This is a genomic window from Stenotrophomonas rhizophila (assembly GCF_001704155.1).
GTDB lineage: Bacteria > Pseudomonadota > Gammaproteobacteria > Xanthomonadales > Xanthomonadaceae > Stenotrophomonas > Stenotrophomonas rhizophila_A.
Genome location: NZ_CP016294.1, coordinates 238,527 through 254,606, shown reverse-complemented (window position 1 = coordinate 254,606; position 16,080 = coordinate 238,527). Strand labels below are relative to the sequence as shown.

The 16,080-nt window shown below is 68.9% G+C and carries 12 protein-coding genes; 3 read left to right on the top strand and 9 right to left on the bottom strand.

Going from position 1 to position 16,080, the window contains the following annotated elements:
- Positions 1-82: 82 nt before the first annotated feature.
- From plsB to BAY15_RS00985, 5 genes are all read right to left on the bottom strand, one after another.
- On the bottom strand, positions 83-2,758 hold the full coding sequence (gene plsB, locus BAY15_RS01005; RefSeq protein WP_068848153.1) for a glycerol-3-phosphate 1-O-acyltransferase PlsB: 2,676 nt from the start codon (positions 2,756-2,758) through the stop codon (positions 83-85).
- A complete protein-coding gene (locus BAY15_RS01000; protein WP_068854482.1) occupies positions 2,758-3,744 on the bottom strand; it encodes a hypothetical protein in 987 nt (328 codons plus the stop codon). Before BAY15_RS01000 ends, plsB begins: the two co-directional genes overlap by 1 nt.
- Positions 3,745-3,858: 114 nt before the next feature.
- Entirely contained in the window at positions 3,859-4,680 is an 822-nt protein-coding gene (locus BAY15_RS00995; protein ID WP_068848151.1) for a S1 family peptidase, read from the bottom strand.
- 205 nt (positions 4,681-4,885) lie between these two features.
- Complete coding sequence (gene pyrF / locus BAY15_RS00990; RefSeq protein ID WP_068848149.1) at positions 4,886-5,605, bottom strand: orotidine-5'-phosphate decarboxylase; 720 nt, start codon at positions 5,603-5,605, stop codon at positions 4,886-4,888.
- Positions 5,602-6,525, bottom strand: coding sequence for a 5'-nucleotidase, lipoprotein e(P4) family (locus BAY15_RS00985; protein ID WP_068848147.1), 924 nt, complete (start codon positions 6,523-6,525; stop codon positions 5,602-5,604). The genes pyrF and BAY15_RS00985 overlap by 4 nt, the downstream gene beginning before the upstream one ends.
- 109 nt (positions 6,526-6,634) lie before the next feature.
- Between BAY15_RS00985 and BAY15_RS00980 the strand changes: the two genes are divergently transcribed.
- Positions 6,635-7,294 carry a YceH family protein gene (locus BAY15_RS00980; protein ID WP_068848145.1) on the top strand — a complete coding sequence of 220 codons (660 nt, stop codon included), beginning with the start codon at positions 6,635-6,637 and terminating at the stop codon, positions 7,292-7,294.
- On the opposite strand, the gene BAY15_RS00975 is transcribed toward BAY15_RS00980, so the two are convergent.
- Positions 7,291-7,824: a GNAT family N-acetyltransferase gene (locus tag BAY15_RS00975; protein WP_068848143.1), complete on the bottom strand. Its 534-nt coding sequence runs from the start codon at positions 7,822-7,824 to the stop codon at positions 7,291-7,293. The two genes, BAY15_RS00980 and BAY15_RS00975, sit on opposite strands and share 4 nt — an antisense overlap.
- A gap of 145 nt (positions 7,825-7,969) precedes the next feature.
- Positions 7,970-9,946: a UvrD-helicase domain-containing protein gene (locus tag BAY15_RS00970; protein ID WP_068848141.1), complete on the bottom strand. Its 1,977-nt coding sequence runs from the start codon at positions 9,944-9,946 to the stop codon at positions 7,970-7,972.
- A gap of 107 nt (positions 9,947-10,053) precedes the next feature.
- Here BAY15_RS00970 and BAY15_RS00965 point away from each other — a divergent pair, with 107 nt between their 5' ends.
- Both BAY15_RS00965 and BAY15_RS00960 read left to right on the top strand, forming a co-directional pair.
- Positions 10,054-10,803, top strand: a complete 750-nt coding sequence (locus tag BAY15_RS00965) for a tetratricopeptide repeat protein (protein WP_157771659.1) — start codon at positions 10,054-10,056, stop codon at positions 10,801-10,803.
- 21 nt (positions 10,804-10,824) lie between these two features.
- Positions 10,825-11,445, top strand: a complete 621-nt coding sequence (locus tag BAY15_RS00960) for a thymidine kinase (RefSeq protein ID WP_068848139.1) — start codon at positions 10,825-10,827, stop codon at positions 11,443-11,445.
- 39 nt (positions 11,446-11,484) lie between these two features.
- Here BAY15_RS00960 and BAY15_RS00955 read toward each other — a convergent pair whose 3' ends face one another.
- On the bottom strand, positions 11,485-13,086 hold the full coding sequence (locus tag BAY15_RS00955; protein WP_068854480.1) for a glucan biosynthesis protein: 1,602 nt from the start codon (positions 13,084-13,086) through the stop codon (positions 11,485-11,487).
- 49 nt (positions 13,087-13,135) lie between these two features.
- A complete protein-coding gene (locus BAY15_RS00950) occupies positions 13,136-16,009 on the bottom strand; it encodes a serine/threonine-protein kinase (RefSeq protein WP_083214021.1) in 2,874 nt (957 codons plus the stop codon).
- Between the last annotated feature and the right edge of the window lie 71 nt (positions 16,010-16,080).

Below are 16,080 nucleotides of genomic sequence, written 5' to 3'. Positions count from 1 at the left end.
GCCAACGGCCGGCGCTACGAATTGCTGGCGAACGCGGTGAAATCCGGATACCTCGGGATACGCAGGATTGTCGGCGCGGTCGTCAATCCTGCGTTACCGGTTCCTCTGGCTTCGCGGCTTCGGGGCTCACCCGCTCGATGGTGTGGCGCAGCTCGCGGCCCAGGATGAACTTGGCGTCCTTGGCCCACATGTCCAGGCGTTCGTCGAACAGCAGCTTGCTGTTCTCGTCCGGCCACACCAGGCGCAGCTCGCGCAGCTTCTGGATGAAGCCACGGAACAGGGTGCGGTCGAAGAACTCCGGCGCGGCCGGGGCGTAGAGCAGGCTCAGGCGCTGCGCGGCCTGCTGGCACAGGCTTTCCAGCTCGGCTGCGCCCAGCGTGCCCGGGCCGTTCTTCACCAGCACCGAAATGGCGATGTAATACCGCTCGAACGCCTGCTGCAGTGAATGGCCGATCGCACGCAGGCGGAACACCTCGTCGGTCTGCCCGGTGTTGCGCGCCAGGATGCCGCCATCGTCGTCATTGACGTTCTGCAGCAGGCCCTCGCGCACGAACACTGCGATGGTCTGCTCGATGCGCTGGGCGAATTCGTCTTCGGTCCACGGCAGGAACAGCTCGGCCTGCAGGAACGGGTACACGGTGCGGCCCAGCTGCACCAGCCCGGTGCGGCTCATGCGGCGGTTGTTCTGGAAGCAGCACGCCACCCACGACGACGCGGTGAACAGGTGGATGACGTTGTTGCGGAAGTAGCTGAGCAGCACCGCGGTATCGCCACTGACGCTGAGCACATCGCCCAGCGGGTGCTTGACCCGGGTCAGCACGTTGATTTCCTCGGCGTGCGCGATGATCCGCTCCGGCGAATGCGGCGTGACCGTGACCCGGTCCGAATACGGCATTTCCACCAGCAGGGTCTTGCACAGCTCGATCTGCGCGATCAGGTCGGCTTCGCCCATCGCATGCTTGGGCGTGGACAGCAGCGCCAGCGCCAGCAGGTTGATCGGATTGACGTCGGCCGCGCCGTTGATGTGCACCTGGATGCGTTCGGCCAGGTGGTCCACCGTGCCCGACAGCCACGACGGCTTCTCGTCCTCGCCAACCGGCGCGCCATCCCACTCCGGTGCCTGGCGGGCCAGTACGTCGTTGAGCGCGATCGGTTCGCCGAAGTTCACCACCACCTGGCCGTAGTTCTGCTTGAGCACCTTGGGGATCGACCACAGCAGCTGCCAGATCGATTCCTTTTCCTTCGGCCGCCCGGACAGCTCGTCCAGGTAACTGCCGCCTTCCATCAGCTTTTCATAGCCGATGTACACCGGCTGGAACAGCACCGGCTTGCGCGGCTGGCGCAGGAACGCGCGCAGCGTCATCGAGATCATGCCGCCCTTGGGCTGCAGCAGGCGCCCGGTACGCGAACGGCCGCCTTCGACGAAGTATTCGATCGAATAGCCACCGGCCACCAGCTGCGCCACGTATTCGCTCAGCACCGCCGAATACAGCGCGTTGCCGCGGATCGAGCGGCGGATGAAGAAAGCGCCGCCCTTGCGCAGCAGCGTGCCCACCACCGGCAGGTTCAGGTTGATGCCCGCCACGATGTGCGGCGGCACGATGCCGCGGTCGTACAACAGGTAGGACAGCAGCAGGTAATCCATGTGGCTGCGGTGGCTGGGCACGTACACCACTTCATGGCCCGGCGCGGCGGCCTTGAACTTGTCCAGGTGGTGCACCAGCACGCCGGCGTAGATGCGGTTCCACACATGGCTGAGCATGAAGCTGGCCGAGCGCACCACCGGGCTGGAGTAGTCCGCGGCGATTTCCCAGGCGTAGGCGTGCGCCTTCTTCCAGGCGTCGGCCGGCTTGGTGTTGTCGCGCTTGGCCTGCGACGCGATCGCCTCGCGCACCGTGTCCGCCTCCAGCACCTTGTCCACCAGCAGGCGGCGGGTGGACAGGTCCGGCCCGATCACCGATTCGCGGATGCGGCGGAAGTGGGTGCGCAGCACGCGCTGCAGCTTGCGCACCGTGCGCTCGGGGTCCAGCCCTTCGTCCACGGTGGCGCGCAGCGAGATCGGCGGGGCGAACCGCACAATGGTGCTGCGACCGTTGAGCAGCACCGCCAGCAGGCGGCGGAAGCGGCCCACCAGCGCCCAGTTTTCCGAGAACAGCACCGCGAACCAACCGCTCTGCTTGTCCGGCGCGCGGCCGACGAAGATCGACACCGGCACCAGGTTCACGTCCAGCTCGCCGCGGGCACGATGGGCCTGCAGCACCTTGGCCAGCGAATCGGAATGGGTCTTGGCGCCGCGCTGCTCGGGAATCAGCGAGTTGCTGCTGCTCCGCCGCGACAGCGCCAGATAGGCCCGCCTGCGCCCGGTCGGGTCGCCGGCAATGGGCACCAGCGGCGAGGGCAGCCCGGCTTCACGGCAGGCCTTGTCCAGGATCAGCGCGTTGGACAGACCGTAATCTTCCAGCACGTAGACCACCGGGCGGCCGTCGTCGTACTGGCCGGGGTGTTCGGGTTCGATCTTAAGCGACAGCCACGGCTCGACCAGGCGGCCCAGCAGGCGGGCCCACCACGGGCGGCGCCCGAACGAGGTGCGCGCTGCCGCGCTGACCGGGCTGGGCACGATCGCCGCCGGGTCGGTTGCGCCCGCGGTCGGGGCGTCCGCGCCGGGCACGGTGTCGGGCGACGCGGACGGGGCGTCCGGCGTCTTGGGCGGCTCTTCGCCGGGGAAAGGCAGGGGATTCTGGTTCGGCATCGGCTTCATTATGGCTTAGCCGGTGCAGAAGCACCGTCCTTGACCTGCGCGGCGGCCTCTGCTTCGGCGGCCAGCTGGGCGTCATGTTCAGCTTGCGCGGCCATGGCGGCCTTCGCTTCGTCAGCCGCCTTGAGCAGTGCGTCGGTCTCTTCCAGGGTGCGCGCCAGGTACCAGTGGCCCTCGCGGCGGCTCATGCGCACCTGGGCTTCGATCTGTTCGCCGGCCAGCGGGTACTGGATCCGCAGCAGGGCAGTGTCGCCCTCGTGCGACACCAGTTCGCCGCGCAGGTCGGTCATTGCCGCGTCCAGCGACAGCCCGTAACTGGCCAGCGCGGTCTTCAGCGCCTTGGCGAATGGCCCCAGCCGGCGCAGGCTGCCCTCCATGCCGGCCGCCTGCAGCTCGGCGTCGGTGGACAGCCCGGCATTGCGTGCGGTGGCGGTCAACAGGGTGATGGTGGTCTTTGCGCGCTGCTTGTCGGTCAGCGGCGCGGCGGCCGCCCAGCGGCTCAGCACATCCACAACCTGGCTGTAGTGGGCGCGCTCGGCCTCGCTGTAGTCGGTCTGGTTGCGCAGGTACTGCACGCCGAACAGCCCCATCGAATGGGCCGCCTGGCGCACCCCGGTGGCCTGGCCGGCAATCTGGGTGTCGAACGAGCGCTGCAGGCGCTTGGGCGCGTCCGGCGCGGACAGCGCCGCCAGCATCGGCAGCAGCTGGCCATCCAGCGGCAGGTCGGTCAGCGGCCAGCGGCTGTGACCCTCGTCCCAGGCTGCCTGCAGGCGGGTGTACTGGGCCGGCGGCACAGAGGCACGGGCGTAGCCCACCAGGTCGTTGTCGGCCAGCTGGCGGGCGATCTGCTGCAACGCGGCCACCGGCTCGGCGGCCGGTGCATCCGGGTCGATCGTGTCGCGCTTGCACGCCCCCACCAGCAGCAGCCCGCACAGCGACAGCGACATCACCCAGGGTCGGTAGCGCCCTGTCATCAACGGCATGGACATGAATTCGGACTTCCCCGGACCGGTCCGCATCTTGCGGCCTGCGCCCCCACAGCGGCAACCCATCCTGCCCGCCGGACCGGCAGGATGGGCGCAACCCGTTGTTTCTACTGGATGTCAGTCACGCATCCAGGTGGCCTGGATGAAATCGCGCACATAGCCCTGCGATAACCGCGCGTACACCCCGGGGCGATCCGGCAGCGCGCAGCCCTCGCCCCAGCTGACCGTGCCCAGCACCGTCCAGGCGCCCTTGCGGCGCACCAGCAGCGGCCCGCCGGAGTCGCCGCTGCAGCTGTCGATGCCCTCGGCGCCGGCGCAGATCACCGCGCCGGCCTGCAGATCCGGGTAGGCCTGCTGGCACGCGGCGAAGGTCACGAACGGGGTCTGCACTGTCTGCAGGGTGGTCGGCAGATCCTGCTCCCCGGGGAAGTCGGTCACCCCCCAGCCGATCACCGTGAAGGCGCGCCCGGGCCGCAGGTAGGCACTGTCCCGGCCCAGCAACAGCTCGGCCGGCTCGGCCTTGGGCACCGGCCGCTTGAGCTGGATCAGCGCCACGTCGTTGAGCAGGTTGCCTTCGTCGTAGGCCGGGTGGACGTGGATGGCCTTGACGTTGGAGGCGCGGCGGCGCGGCGTGGTCTTCAGCGTGGTCTCCCCGACCAGCACCGCCAGCTGCGCCGGCGGCAGCCCGTCAACGCAGTGCGCGGCGGTGAGCACCCAGGAGGGTGAGATCAAGGTGGCACCGCAGCTGTGGCGGGCGTGGTCCGAATCGCCGCGCCCCAGCCGCTGCAGGCTGGCCATGAACGGGTACTGGCCGGGTTCGGCGTCGACCCCGCCGATGATGTGAGGCACGGTGTCCGGCCCGGGCTGGGCCAGCGCGGGAACCGAAACAGCAGAAAGGATCAGGCCGAACATCCAGGCCGGCCGGGAACAGATACGCATGCAGCAACTCCTTTGCGGAAAAGTGGAAACGACAGGCACAGCGCCGGGGCGTGTGCCGGGTCGATTCGACGGCAAAGAAGACGGAACAACTGCGTGGTCGGTCGCGTTTCAGCGGCACCAACGATTGATGGATCCATTTCCGCGAACAGGCGCTACCTGGCACCGGGATGCAGTTCCATCCCGGTGCGTGCAACCCCTACATCAGTCAGCGACGGGCGGCGCGGATCTCGTCCTGGATCGCCCGCGCGGCCGCGCGCGGGTCGGCCGCCAAGCGGATCGGGCGACCGACCACGATGGCATCGGCGCCGTCGGCGAACGCCTGGGCCACGCCCACGGTGCGCTTCTGGTCATCGCCAACCGGGCCACCGGGGCGGATGCCCGGGCACACGATCGAGAACCCGGCGCCGGTGGCGGCGCGGATCGGGCCGGCTTCCTGGCCCGAGGCGATCACGCCGTCGATGCCGGCGGCCTGCGCGGCCAGCGCGCGTTCCACCACCACGTCGACCGGCTCGCGGTCGATGCCCATGCCACGCAGGTCCTCACGCCCCATCGAGGTCAGCACGGTCACCGCCAGCAGGCGCATGTCGCTGCTGTTGGCGGCCGCGCAGGCCTCCATCATCGCCGGGTGCCAACCATGGATGGTGGCGTAGCTCACCGGCCACTGCGACAGCCGGCGGATCACCGCCGCAGCGGTGGCCGGGATGTCGAAGAACTTCAGGTCGACGAACACGCGCTTGTCGCGCGCGGCCAGCGCATCGAGCACTTCGAAGTACTCGCCCGAGGCCAGCAGCTCCATGCCGATCTTGTAGAAGGAGACCGCATCGCCCAGCCGGTCCACCCAGGCCAGCGCATCCTCGCGGCCCGGCACATCGAGCGCGAAGATCAGGCGTTCGTCATCGCGCAGCGGCAGCGGGGCGCGGCTCACGGCGCGTAGTCCAGCGCGGCCCGCTTGGCGTCGTGGCGGGCTTGGCGCGACTGGCTGTAGTCGTTGTTGAACTGGGCCGGTTCGAAGCCGCCGTAGGTCGGGTTGGGCAGCATCCACCAGCGCTCGCCGAACCAGTCGTGGTACTGCTGCAGCAGCGCGTCGCGGCCGTCATTGGTGTTGGCGGTCACTTCCACGAAGTCGCCCAGCTGGTCGCCGAACTGCATCAGCACGCGGTAGTTCTGCCCGGCCAGGCGGCGGCGGCAGTTCTTTTCGCTGCCGGCCTGCTCGCAGTCCTTCACCACCGTGCCCAGGCCCAGGAACACGCTGTCATCGGCCACTGGCAGGCCTTCGGCACGCAGGTTGGCCAGGGTGGCCTCCTTGAGGTGCACGGCGCGGTTGGAGATGTACAGCAGGGTCACGCCCTTGGCGTTGGCCCCCTTGGCGAAATCGACCACGCCCGGAATGGCCTTGGCCTTCTTTTCGGCCACCCACTGGTCCCAGCTCAGTTCGTCGTACTCGCCGCCGTCGCGGACCAGGCGGGCCTGGTAGGGCGAGTTGTCCAGCACGGTTTCGTCCACGTCGAGCACCACGGCCGGCTTCAGGCCCTTGGCGGCGTTGCCGCGCTCTTCGGGCACCAGCGCATCCCAGTTGGCTTCCTTGAGCGCCTTGTCCAGGTGGTCGGCAGCGGCGCGGTAGGTCTGCTCGGTGATTGCCCGGTATTCCTGCGAACGCTGCATCCACAGCACGGCGTTGAGGTTGTCGTTGGCGGCCACGGCGGCATCGCCCTTTGCGGCAGGCGCGGCAGCGGCGGCTGCAGGGGCCGGGGCAGCAGCTTCGGCGGGGGTCTCGGTGCGCTTGCACGCCCCCAGCGCCATCACGGCGCAGGCAAGCACGGACAGGGAAACAGCGGTACGACGCATGGCAATCACCAGTACTGAGTGGCGCCAGTTTACCGGCTTGGCCGCTGCGGTTCATGCCGGCCGCAGGGCTCGGCTATGCTGCACGGCCCAGCAACACCCGGAGCGCGAGATGACCGACGACACCCAGACCCCTGCCCTGCCCGTGCTCAACGCGGCCCAGGCCCGCGCCCTGGGCTGCCTGATCGAGAAGGAAGCGACCACCCCGGACGCCTACCCGCTCACGGTCAACGCCACCCAAGTGGCGGCCAACCAGAAGACCGCCCGCGAGCCGGTGCTGCAGCTGTCGGCCGGCGATGTGCACCACGCCCTGCGCCAGCTGGAAACCCTGGGCCTGGCCCGCCAGCAGTTCTCCTCGCGTGCCGAGCGCTACGAGCACCGCGCCGGCAGCGCGCTGGACCTGACCCGGCAGCAGCTGGCCATCCTGGGCCTGCTGCTGCTGCGCGGCCCGCAGACGGTGAACGAGCTGCTGACCCGCAGCGAGCGCCTGTTCCAGTTCCAAAACGCCGACGAACTGCGCCACCACGTGGAGCGCATGATCCAGCGCGGCCTGGCCGTGCTGCTGCCGCGCGCCGGCGGCCAGCGCGAAGACCGTTACATGCACCTGCTGGCCGGCCCGGTGGATGTGCAGGCGTTGGCCGAGCAGTACAAATCCGCACCGTCCAGTGGCGGCGGCAATGCCGCGCTGGAAGCGCGCGTGCAGGAGCTGGAAACCACGGTGGCCGCGCTGCAGGAACAGTTGGCCGAGTTGCGCGCCCAGCTGGGCGGCTAGACCGCCGGCGCGCCGGGCGTGGCGAACAGGAGCAGCACGTCTTCATCGCGCGGCGCCGGCAGGCGCACATCGCCACGGTCTTCCATGCCCAGCTTGCGCAGCAGTGCGGCCGAGCGCAGGTTTTCCGGCGCGACGATGCCGTACAGGTCCGGGTAGCCGAGCACGTCGCGCGCGTAATGCATCACCCCGCGCGCGGCCTCGAACGCGTAGCCGTGGCCTTCGTACTGCGACAGCAGCGCATAGCCCACGTCCGGCGCGGGCAGCCCATCGCGGCGCACCAGCCCGGCGTTGCCCAGCCACGCGCCGTCGCTGCGGCGGATGATGGCGTACATGCCGAACCCGTTGAGCGTATAGCTGCCGAGCACGCGTTCGGCGGTGTAATCGCGCGCCTGCGCCAGGGTGCGCACGCCACGGTCGGCGATATGGCGGATGAAACCGGGTTCATTGAGCAGCGCCAGCATGTCCGCCGCATCATGGTCGGGATCGATCAGGCGCAGGTGCAGGCGTTCGGTCTGGATCACGGCGGACATCGCGTCGCTCGCAGGCAGGAATTGGCCGATTGTGCAGGCTGCGGGAACACGTGGGTAGAGCCGACTGTTAGTCGGCTGCCTTCTGTCGGCTGCCTTCTGCAGGCGCCGCGCGAACGGCAGCCGACTAACAGTCGGCTCTACAACGTCAGTCGAACAAGGCCTCGATCGCCGCCAGGCCGGCGCTGGCACGCTCCTTCTTGCGCGCCGCATCGGCCACCGGGTCGGCGCCATCGCGCTGCATTTCCTCGGCCGGGATCTCGTCGAAGAAACGACTCGGCTTGAGCCGCACATGCTCACCGAACTTGCGGGTCAGCTTGCTGTGGCTCATCCACAGCTGCACCTTGGCGCGGGTGATGCCCACGTACAGCAGGCGGCGTTCTTCCTGCAGGTTGCCCTCGTCCAGGCTGACCTGGTGCGGCAGCACGCCGTCCTCGCAGCCGACGATGAATACATACGGGAACTCCAGGCCCTTGGACGCGTGCAGGGTCATCATCCGCACCTGGTTGCCACCGTCGTCCTTGTCATTGCGCGACAGCAGCGCCAGCTGCGCGGCCAGGTCGGCGGTAGAAGCGCCACGCGGACCGCCTTCGAACCACTGCGCCAGCTCTTCCAGGTTGGCCAGCCGGCGCTGGTACACCGACTCTTCCTTGCAGGTGCTGCGCAGTTCGGACACCAGCCCCGAATCCTTCACCAGCTTCCGCACCAGGTCGCCCGAGCTCAGCTTGGGCATCTCCGCACGCAGGTCGCGCAGGATGTCGGTGAAGCGGCTCAGGCTGTTGGCGGCGCGCGGCGGCAGCTGCGCCAGCGCGCCGATTGCCTCGGCCGCATGCGCCATCGGCAGTTCCTTGTCCGAGGCCAGCTCGGCGAGCTTGGCCAGCGTACCGGCGCCCACCTCACGCTTGGGCGACTGCACCGCGCGCATGAACGCCGTATCGTCATCGGGGTTCACCAGCAGGCGCAGCCACGACAGCGTGTCCTTCACTTCCTGGCGTTCCAGGAACGCGGTGCCGCCGGTGATGTGGTACGGCGCGCGCACCAGCTGCAGCGCCTTTTCCAGCGGCCGCGACTGGAAGTTGCCGCGGAACAGGATGCAGAAGTCGCTCCACGGAATCTGCTTGGAGGTGGCCAGGTAGGAAATCTCGGCGGCGACCTTCTCCGCCTCGTGTTCGCTGTTGCGGCACTCCCACACGCGGATGCGTTCGCCGTCGGCCTGGTCGCTCCACAGCTTCTTCAGGTGTTCATGCGGGTTGTTGGCGATCAGTGCGTTGGCCGCGCGCAGCACGCGATTGGAGCAACGGTAATTCTGCTCAAGCTTGATGATTTCCAGCGCCGGGTAATCGCGCGCCATCTGCTGCAGGTTTTCCGGGTTGGCCCCGCGCCAGGCGTAGATGGACTGGTCATCGTCGCCCACGCAGGTGAAGTTGCCGGCAGTGCCGGCCAGCTGCTTGAGCAGCCGGTACTGCGCATCGTTGGTGTCCTGGCATTCGTCGACCAGCAGGTAGCCGATGCGTTCGCGCCAGGCCAGCGCGATCTCCGGGTTCTCCTCCAGCACCTGCACCGGCAGCCGGATCAGGTCGTCGAAATCGACCGCGTTGAACGCGGTCAGGCGCAGCTGGTAGCGCTCGTAGACGCTGGCCGCTTCCTTCTCGCGGTTGCTGCGCGCTTCGGCCATCGCCTGTTCGGGCGACAGGCCGGCGTTCTTCGCACGCGAGATGAGGTTCTTCACGTCCTCGATGTCGTCCGGCTTGGCGCCGTACATCAGGTCTTTCACCTGCGAGGTGGAATCGTCGGCGTCGAAGATCGAGAAGCCGCGCTTGAGGCCTACCGCAGCATGCTCGATCTGCAGGAACTTCAGGCCCAGCGCATGGAAGGTACAGATGGTGACGTCTTCGGCGTCGCCGCCCTGCAGGCGCTTGGCCACGCGCTCGCGCATTTCCTTGGCGGACTTGTTGGTGAAGGTGATCGCCGCGATGCGCTTGGCCGGGTAACGGCGGGTGCTGATCAGCTGGGCGATCTTTTCCACGATCACGCGCGTCTTGCCGCTGCCCGCGCCGGCCAGTACCAGCAGGGGACCTTCGCAGTGCAGCACTGCCGCGCGTTGGGGGGGATTGAGACCGTGCATGCCTTCTCCGTGGGTGCCGCATTGTAACGGGCGGCGGGCCACCGGACCTGGCTTGACCTGCGCCGGGCGGTGGGATATCCAGAGAGCGATCGGATCGGAGCAATCACATGAATGGATTCATGCATTGGATGGCCGGCAGCGCGGTCGGCGCGGCCCTCTGGCTGGCCACCGGGGTCGCTGGCGCAAGCACCCCTGGCTGTGCGCGGCAGGTCCCCCGGACCATTCCCGCCTCGCTGATGACCGATGGCTTCCTGGATGGCCATCCGGATCTGCGCTGGCGCCGTTATGGGCTGAAGGAGTTCGAGAAGGGCAACCTGCCACGCGCGTTGTCGCGGTTCCGCAAGGCCGCCGAGTACGCCGACAAGTACTCGCAGCTGCGGGTGGCGATCATGTACCGCGAGGGCAGTGGGGTGCCGGCCGATCCGGAGCTGGCCTACGCGTGGATGGACCTGGCCGCCGAGCGCGGCTATCACGACTTCGTGCGCCTGCGCGACGCCTGGTGGGCCGAGCTGGACGCGGGGCAGCGCGAGCGGGCGCTGCAGCGCAGGCAGGACGTGTTCGCCCAGTACGGCGACCAGGTCGCCAAGCCGCGGCTGGAAAGCGCCATGCGCGGAAGGCTGTCGAAGATCACCGGCAGCCGGGTCGGGCACGTGCACAGCGGCCTGCAGGTTGTACAGCACACCGGCGCCACGGCGGGCGAGGTTCAGTCCGGTGCGGACTACTACGACCCGGAGTACTGGAAGCCCGAGCTGTACTGGTGTCTGCACGACACCTACTGGATGGCCCCGCTGCGCCAGCAGCAGATCGACGTGGGGCGGCCGGAAACCGTCCACGGCGGAGAGGGCGACGGGAGGTAGCGCGCCGTCTAGAATTGGCCGATGGCCAAGCTCTATTTCTATTATTCGGCGATGAACGCCGGCAAGACCACCACGCTGCTGCAGTCGGCGCACAACTACCGCGAGCGCGGCATGCGCGTGGCCATCCTCACCCCGCGCCTGGACGACCGTGCGGGGCGCGGCGTGGTGGCCTCGCGGATCGGCCTGAAGGCCGATGGCATTGCCTTCGACCGCGATACCGACCTGGAGCAGCTGATCCGCGCCGACATCGCCAGCGACGGGCCGTTGGGCTGCGTGCTGGTGGACGAGGCACAATTCCTCAGCCGCAGCCAGGTCTGGCAGCTCAGCGAAGTGGTCGACCAGCTGCGCATTCCGGTGCTGTGCTACGGGCTGCGCACCGATTTCCGCGGGGAGCTGTTCGAAGGCAGCCAGTACCTGCTGGCGTGGGCCGACGAGATGCAGGAGATCAAGACCATCTGCCACAGTGGCAAGAAGGCCACCATGACCGTGCGCGTGGACGAACACGGCCACGCGGTGCAGGACGGTCCGCAGGTGGAGATCGGTGGCAACGAACGCTACGTCTCGGTCAGCCGCGCGGAGTTCAAGAAGATCACGCGCGGCGAAGGCAGGATCGACCCTGCCCAGGCACGGCTACCCCTGTAGACCTGCCGGTAGGTACCGACCGTTGGTCGGTACACCGTCTCAATACAACGTACGTTCCGGCGCCCCCGCCGGCGGCGGGCTGTACTGGTACAGCCAGGTTTCGGTCAGGGTCTTGCCACCGCTGCGCAGGTACAGGCGGATGTCGATCTGGTCGGTGCTGTCATCGGGCGGCACCAGATCGAACATGGCGCGGTAGCCCTTGATCTCGCGCAGCGGGCGCGCCGAGACGATCTCGGTGCGGCCGCGGCTGGCCTGCACCACCGCTTCCACCTCGCCCTTGTCGATCAGCGCGGCCAGTTCGCCGCCCTGGAAGTCCACGGCGAAACGCCACGAGAAGTACTCGCGCTTCTTGCCGATCACCCCGCCCAGGCCGGTGCGGGTGGCCACGGCCTGCGCCAGCGGCGGCCGCGCCGGTGGCTCGGCACCCCAGTACAGGCGGTAGCCCAGCAGCATTTCCTGGCCCGGCTGCGGCTTGGCTTCGGGGTTCCAGAACGCCACGATGTTGTCGAAGGTCTCGTCCACGGTGGGAATTTCCACCAGCTGGACCGAGCCCCTGCCCCACTGACCCTTCGGTTCCACCCACAGGCAAGGGCGCTTCTCGTAGAACACGCCATCGTCCTGGTAGTGGTCGAAGCTGCGGTCGCGCTGCAGCAGGCCAAAGCCCTTCGGGTTGTTGTCCACGAACATGTTGAAGCGCAGCTGGCGCGGGTTGGACAGCGGGCGCCAGATCCACTCGCCCGCGCCGTTCCACATCGACAGGCCGTCGGTGTCGTGGATCTCCGGGCGCCAGTCCCAGGCCATCCGGCGGTCGTTCTCGCCCACCTGGTACATGCTGGTGCACGGCGCGATGCCCAGCCGTTCGATGGCCTTGCGCGGGTACAGCGCCACGTCCACGTCCATCAGCAGCACATCGCCGTTGGTGATGGCGAAGCGGTAGGCACCGGCCACGCTGGGCGAATCCAGCAGCGCGTACACCACCAGCGTGTTGGAGTCGGCGGCCGGCTGTTCCAGGAAGTAGGCAATGAAATCGGGGAATTCCTCCGGGCGGTCCATGCCGGTGTCGATCGCCAGGCCACGGGCGGACTGGCCGTACTGGCCTTCCTTGCCTACCGCGCGGAAGTAGCTGGCGCCCAGGAAGGCGGCGAAATCGCGGTCGGTGTCGGCGCGGGTATTGAGCCGGAACCCGGCAAAGCCCAGGTCGGCCGGCAGGTGGCCGTTCTTCAGGCCGCTCTTGCCGTAATCGAACGCGGCCGGGTCATAGGCCAGTTCCTGCGCCTTGCCGTCGACGATGTCGAACATGCGCACCGGCGAATGGAAATACAGGCCCAGGTGGAAGAACTTGGCCTGGAAGCGGCCGGGCTGGTCAGCCCACAACGCGTGGTCCTGGCGGTAGCGGATCGACTGGTACTGGTCCCAGTCCAGCGCCTCCAGCGGCCCCGGCAGGGTCCGGCGATGACTCTTGTAAGCCGCCTCGGACAGCGCGCGTGCCTGGCCCTTGAGGGTGGCGAAATCGAACGGCTGCGGCTGGCCCAGCCGGCGCAGGCCTACCTGGCTGCCCTGCGCGGCGCAGGCCGGCAGCGCGGGAAAACCAATGGCGGCCAGGGCCAGGGAAGCGTTGCGGATGAAGTCGCGTCGTTGCATGCAGGCAGCGATGGGCAGGAAAGGGTCGGCCATCATAGGCACGTGAACGTTAATTCGCCGCCGTGGCGCCGGGCCTGCGTTCAGGCAGGCCGGCGCGCGCCTGCAGGCGCTTGCTGCCACAGGCCTGCAGCGCCTGCTCGATCTGCCGGGGAATGCGGCCGCCCTGCGGCCGCTGCGCGCGCACTTCGGCCTGCAGCCGCACCAGTGCCTCGCGCCCCCGTGCCGGCGCCTGCGCGCAGTCCAGCTGGCCCAGCGCGGTCCGTGCCAGCCAGCGCAGGTTGACGCTGCGCGGATCCATCGCCTCGCCCTCGGTCAGCGGTTGCAGCGCGCGTTGTGCTTCCACCGGTTGGTCCATGCGGAGCAGGTTGCGTCCCCACGCCAGCTGTACCGCCTGCAGCTGCAGGCGGGCCTCCGGGCCACCCCGCGCGGATTGCCGCATCAGTTTTGCCAGGCGCTCGCCGGCCTGCCAGGGGTCGACATGCTCGCCGATGATCTCGGCCATGCGACGGTCGCCCCGCTGCACTTCCGGGTCGTCGTCGCCGCGCTGCGCGGCCTGCCACTGACGGCCCTCGTGGAAGGCGGCCAGCGCATCCTGCCAGCGGCCGACCTCGGCCAGCGCGTTGCCATAGTCGTACAAGCCCTGCGGCAGCAGCCCGATGCAGTCGGGCTGGCGCCAGATCGCCACTGCGCGGCCGAACGCCTCCACCGCCGCCGCGTTGTCGCCACGTTCCAGCGCCGAGCGGCCGAGCGCATGCCAGGTCTGGCCGGTGTCGCGGTGCTGCTCGCCCAGCGCCTGGCGGGTCAGCCGGTGCACCTGCTGCAGGGCGGCCTCGGCCTCGGCCAGATCGCCGCGCTGCAGGGCCAGGGTCGCGCGCAGGCGGCGGATGGTCAGCGTTTCGGGATGGTCATTGCCGTACAGGCTGACCGCGTCGGTCCACGCCGCGCGCAGGCTGCGGTCGGCACTGTCCAGGTCGCCCTGCGCGGCCATCATTTCGCCCAGGTGGCGGCGCAGGGTGACCAGCTGCGGGTGGCGGTCGGTGGTGCGCGCCTGCAGCAGCTGCAGGGCCTGGCGGTAGCCGGTCAGCGCGGCCTGTGCGTTGCCGTCGTCACTCTCCAGTGCGGCCAGGTCGGACAGGCTCTCGGCCATTCCGGTGGCGTCGTGGGTGATGTCGCGGCGCAGTGCCAGCGCACGCTCGAACCCTTCGCGGGCTTCATCGCGGTAGCCCAGCAGCTGCTGGCAGCGTCCCAGCTGGGCGTGGAACTCGGCCACCACCGACGGCAGCGCCTGACGCTGCTCGGCCGCCAGCGCCTGCATCGGCGTCATGTGCGCCACGCACTCGCGCGAGCGGCCCAGCATGCGCAGCGCGCGGCCGCGCTGGGTGACCGCTTCCAGCTGCAGCCCGGGCGGCACCTGCTTGACCTGGTCCAGCAGCGCGCGCTGCCGGTCCAGCGTTTCCAGCGCCAGCGCGTAATCGCCCATGCCGATCCGCAGCCGGCCGATCACCCCTTCCAGGTCGGCCAGCGGCAATGGCTGGTCAGCCAGCTCCGCCTCGCCGCGCTGCTGCCCGGTGGCCAGCAGCTGGCGCACATCGAAGCTGCCGTGGCGCACGCTGGCGGCGCGGTCGAACAGGCCGATGGTGAAATCCTGCATGGCCTGCGCACGCGCGATCTCACGCCGCGCCTGCTGCATCTGCCACACCGCCAGTGCCGCCAGCACCGCCAGTGCCAGGATCGCCACCGCAGCCAGCGCCACGCCCCAGCGGTGCCGCCCCAGGTACTTGCGCAGGCGGTACAGCGAACGCTGCGGGCGCGCGTGGATCGGGCGGCCCTCCAGGAAGCGCTGCAGGTCCTGCGCCAACGCTTCCACCGAGGCATAGCGCTGCGCAGGGACCTTCTGCAGCGCCTTGAGCAGGATCGTATCCAGGTCACCGCGCAGGCGTCGGGCCAGGCGCCGCGCCGCCGGCGTAGCCGCCGCATCGGTGATGTCGCCGCGCAACAGCATGCTGGAGGCGCGCGGCGCATCCACTTCCAGGATCGAGCGCTCCCATTCGGCATCGCTGTGCCGGCGCAGGCGGTAAGGTTTGCGCCCGGTGATCACCTCGAACAGCACCACGCCCAGCGAATACACATCGGTCAGCGTGGTCACCGGTTCGCCGCGTACCTGTTCCGGTGCGGCGTAATGCAGGGTGAAGGCGCGCGCTTCGGTGGGCGGGTGCGCGGCGTTCGAGCGCGCCTGCTCGTCATCGAGCAGCTTGGCGATGCCGAAATCCAGCAGCTTCACCTCACCGTTGGCGGTGACCAAAATGTTGGAGGGCTTGAGGTCACGGTGCACGATCAGGTTGGCATGCGCGTGGCTGACCACCGCGCATACCTGCAGCATCAGCTGCAGCCGGCGTTCCAGCGGCAGCTGCAGGCGCTGGCAGTAATCGGTGATCGGCTCGCCTTCCACATAGGCCAGCGCCAGGTACGGCTGGCCCTGCAGGTCCACGCCGGCATCCAGCAGCTGCGCCAGGTGCGGGTGCTGCAGCCGCGCCAGGATCTCGCGTTCGCGGCTGAAACGTTGGCGCAGCCCGGGGTCGGCATAGCCGCTGCGCAGCAGTTTCAGCGCTACCTGGCGCTGGTACAGCCCGTCGGCCCGTTCGGCCAGCCAGACTTCGCCCATGCCGCCTTCGCCCAGCTGTCGCAGCAACCGGTACGGACCGATGTGGGTGCCGGCGCGGCTGTCCTCGGGCGCGGCGGTCCACAACGGCTGGGCCAGGAATTCCTGGCTTTCCTGCTCGTGCTCCAGCAGCCGTTCCAGGTCATCGGCCAGCGTCGCATCGGCCAAGCGCAGCTGCGCCAGGCGTGCGGCGCGCTGGTCGTGGGGTAGTTCCAGCAACTGATCCAGCAGCGTCGACAACTGCCGCCAGCGCACTGCGTCCATCGTCCCTTCCCCGGGCGCTGTGTTGCCACCGTGCACATCCGCCCGCGCCCTCGCGCGGGAACCCGACTGCC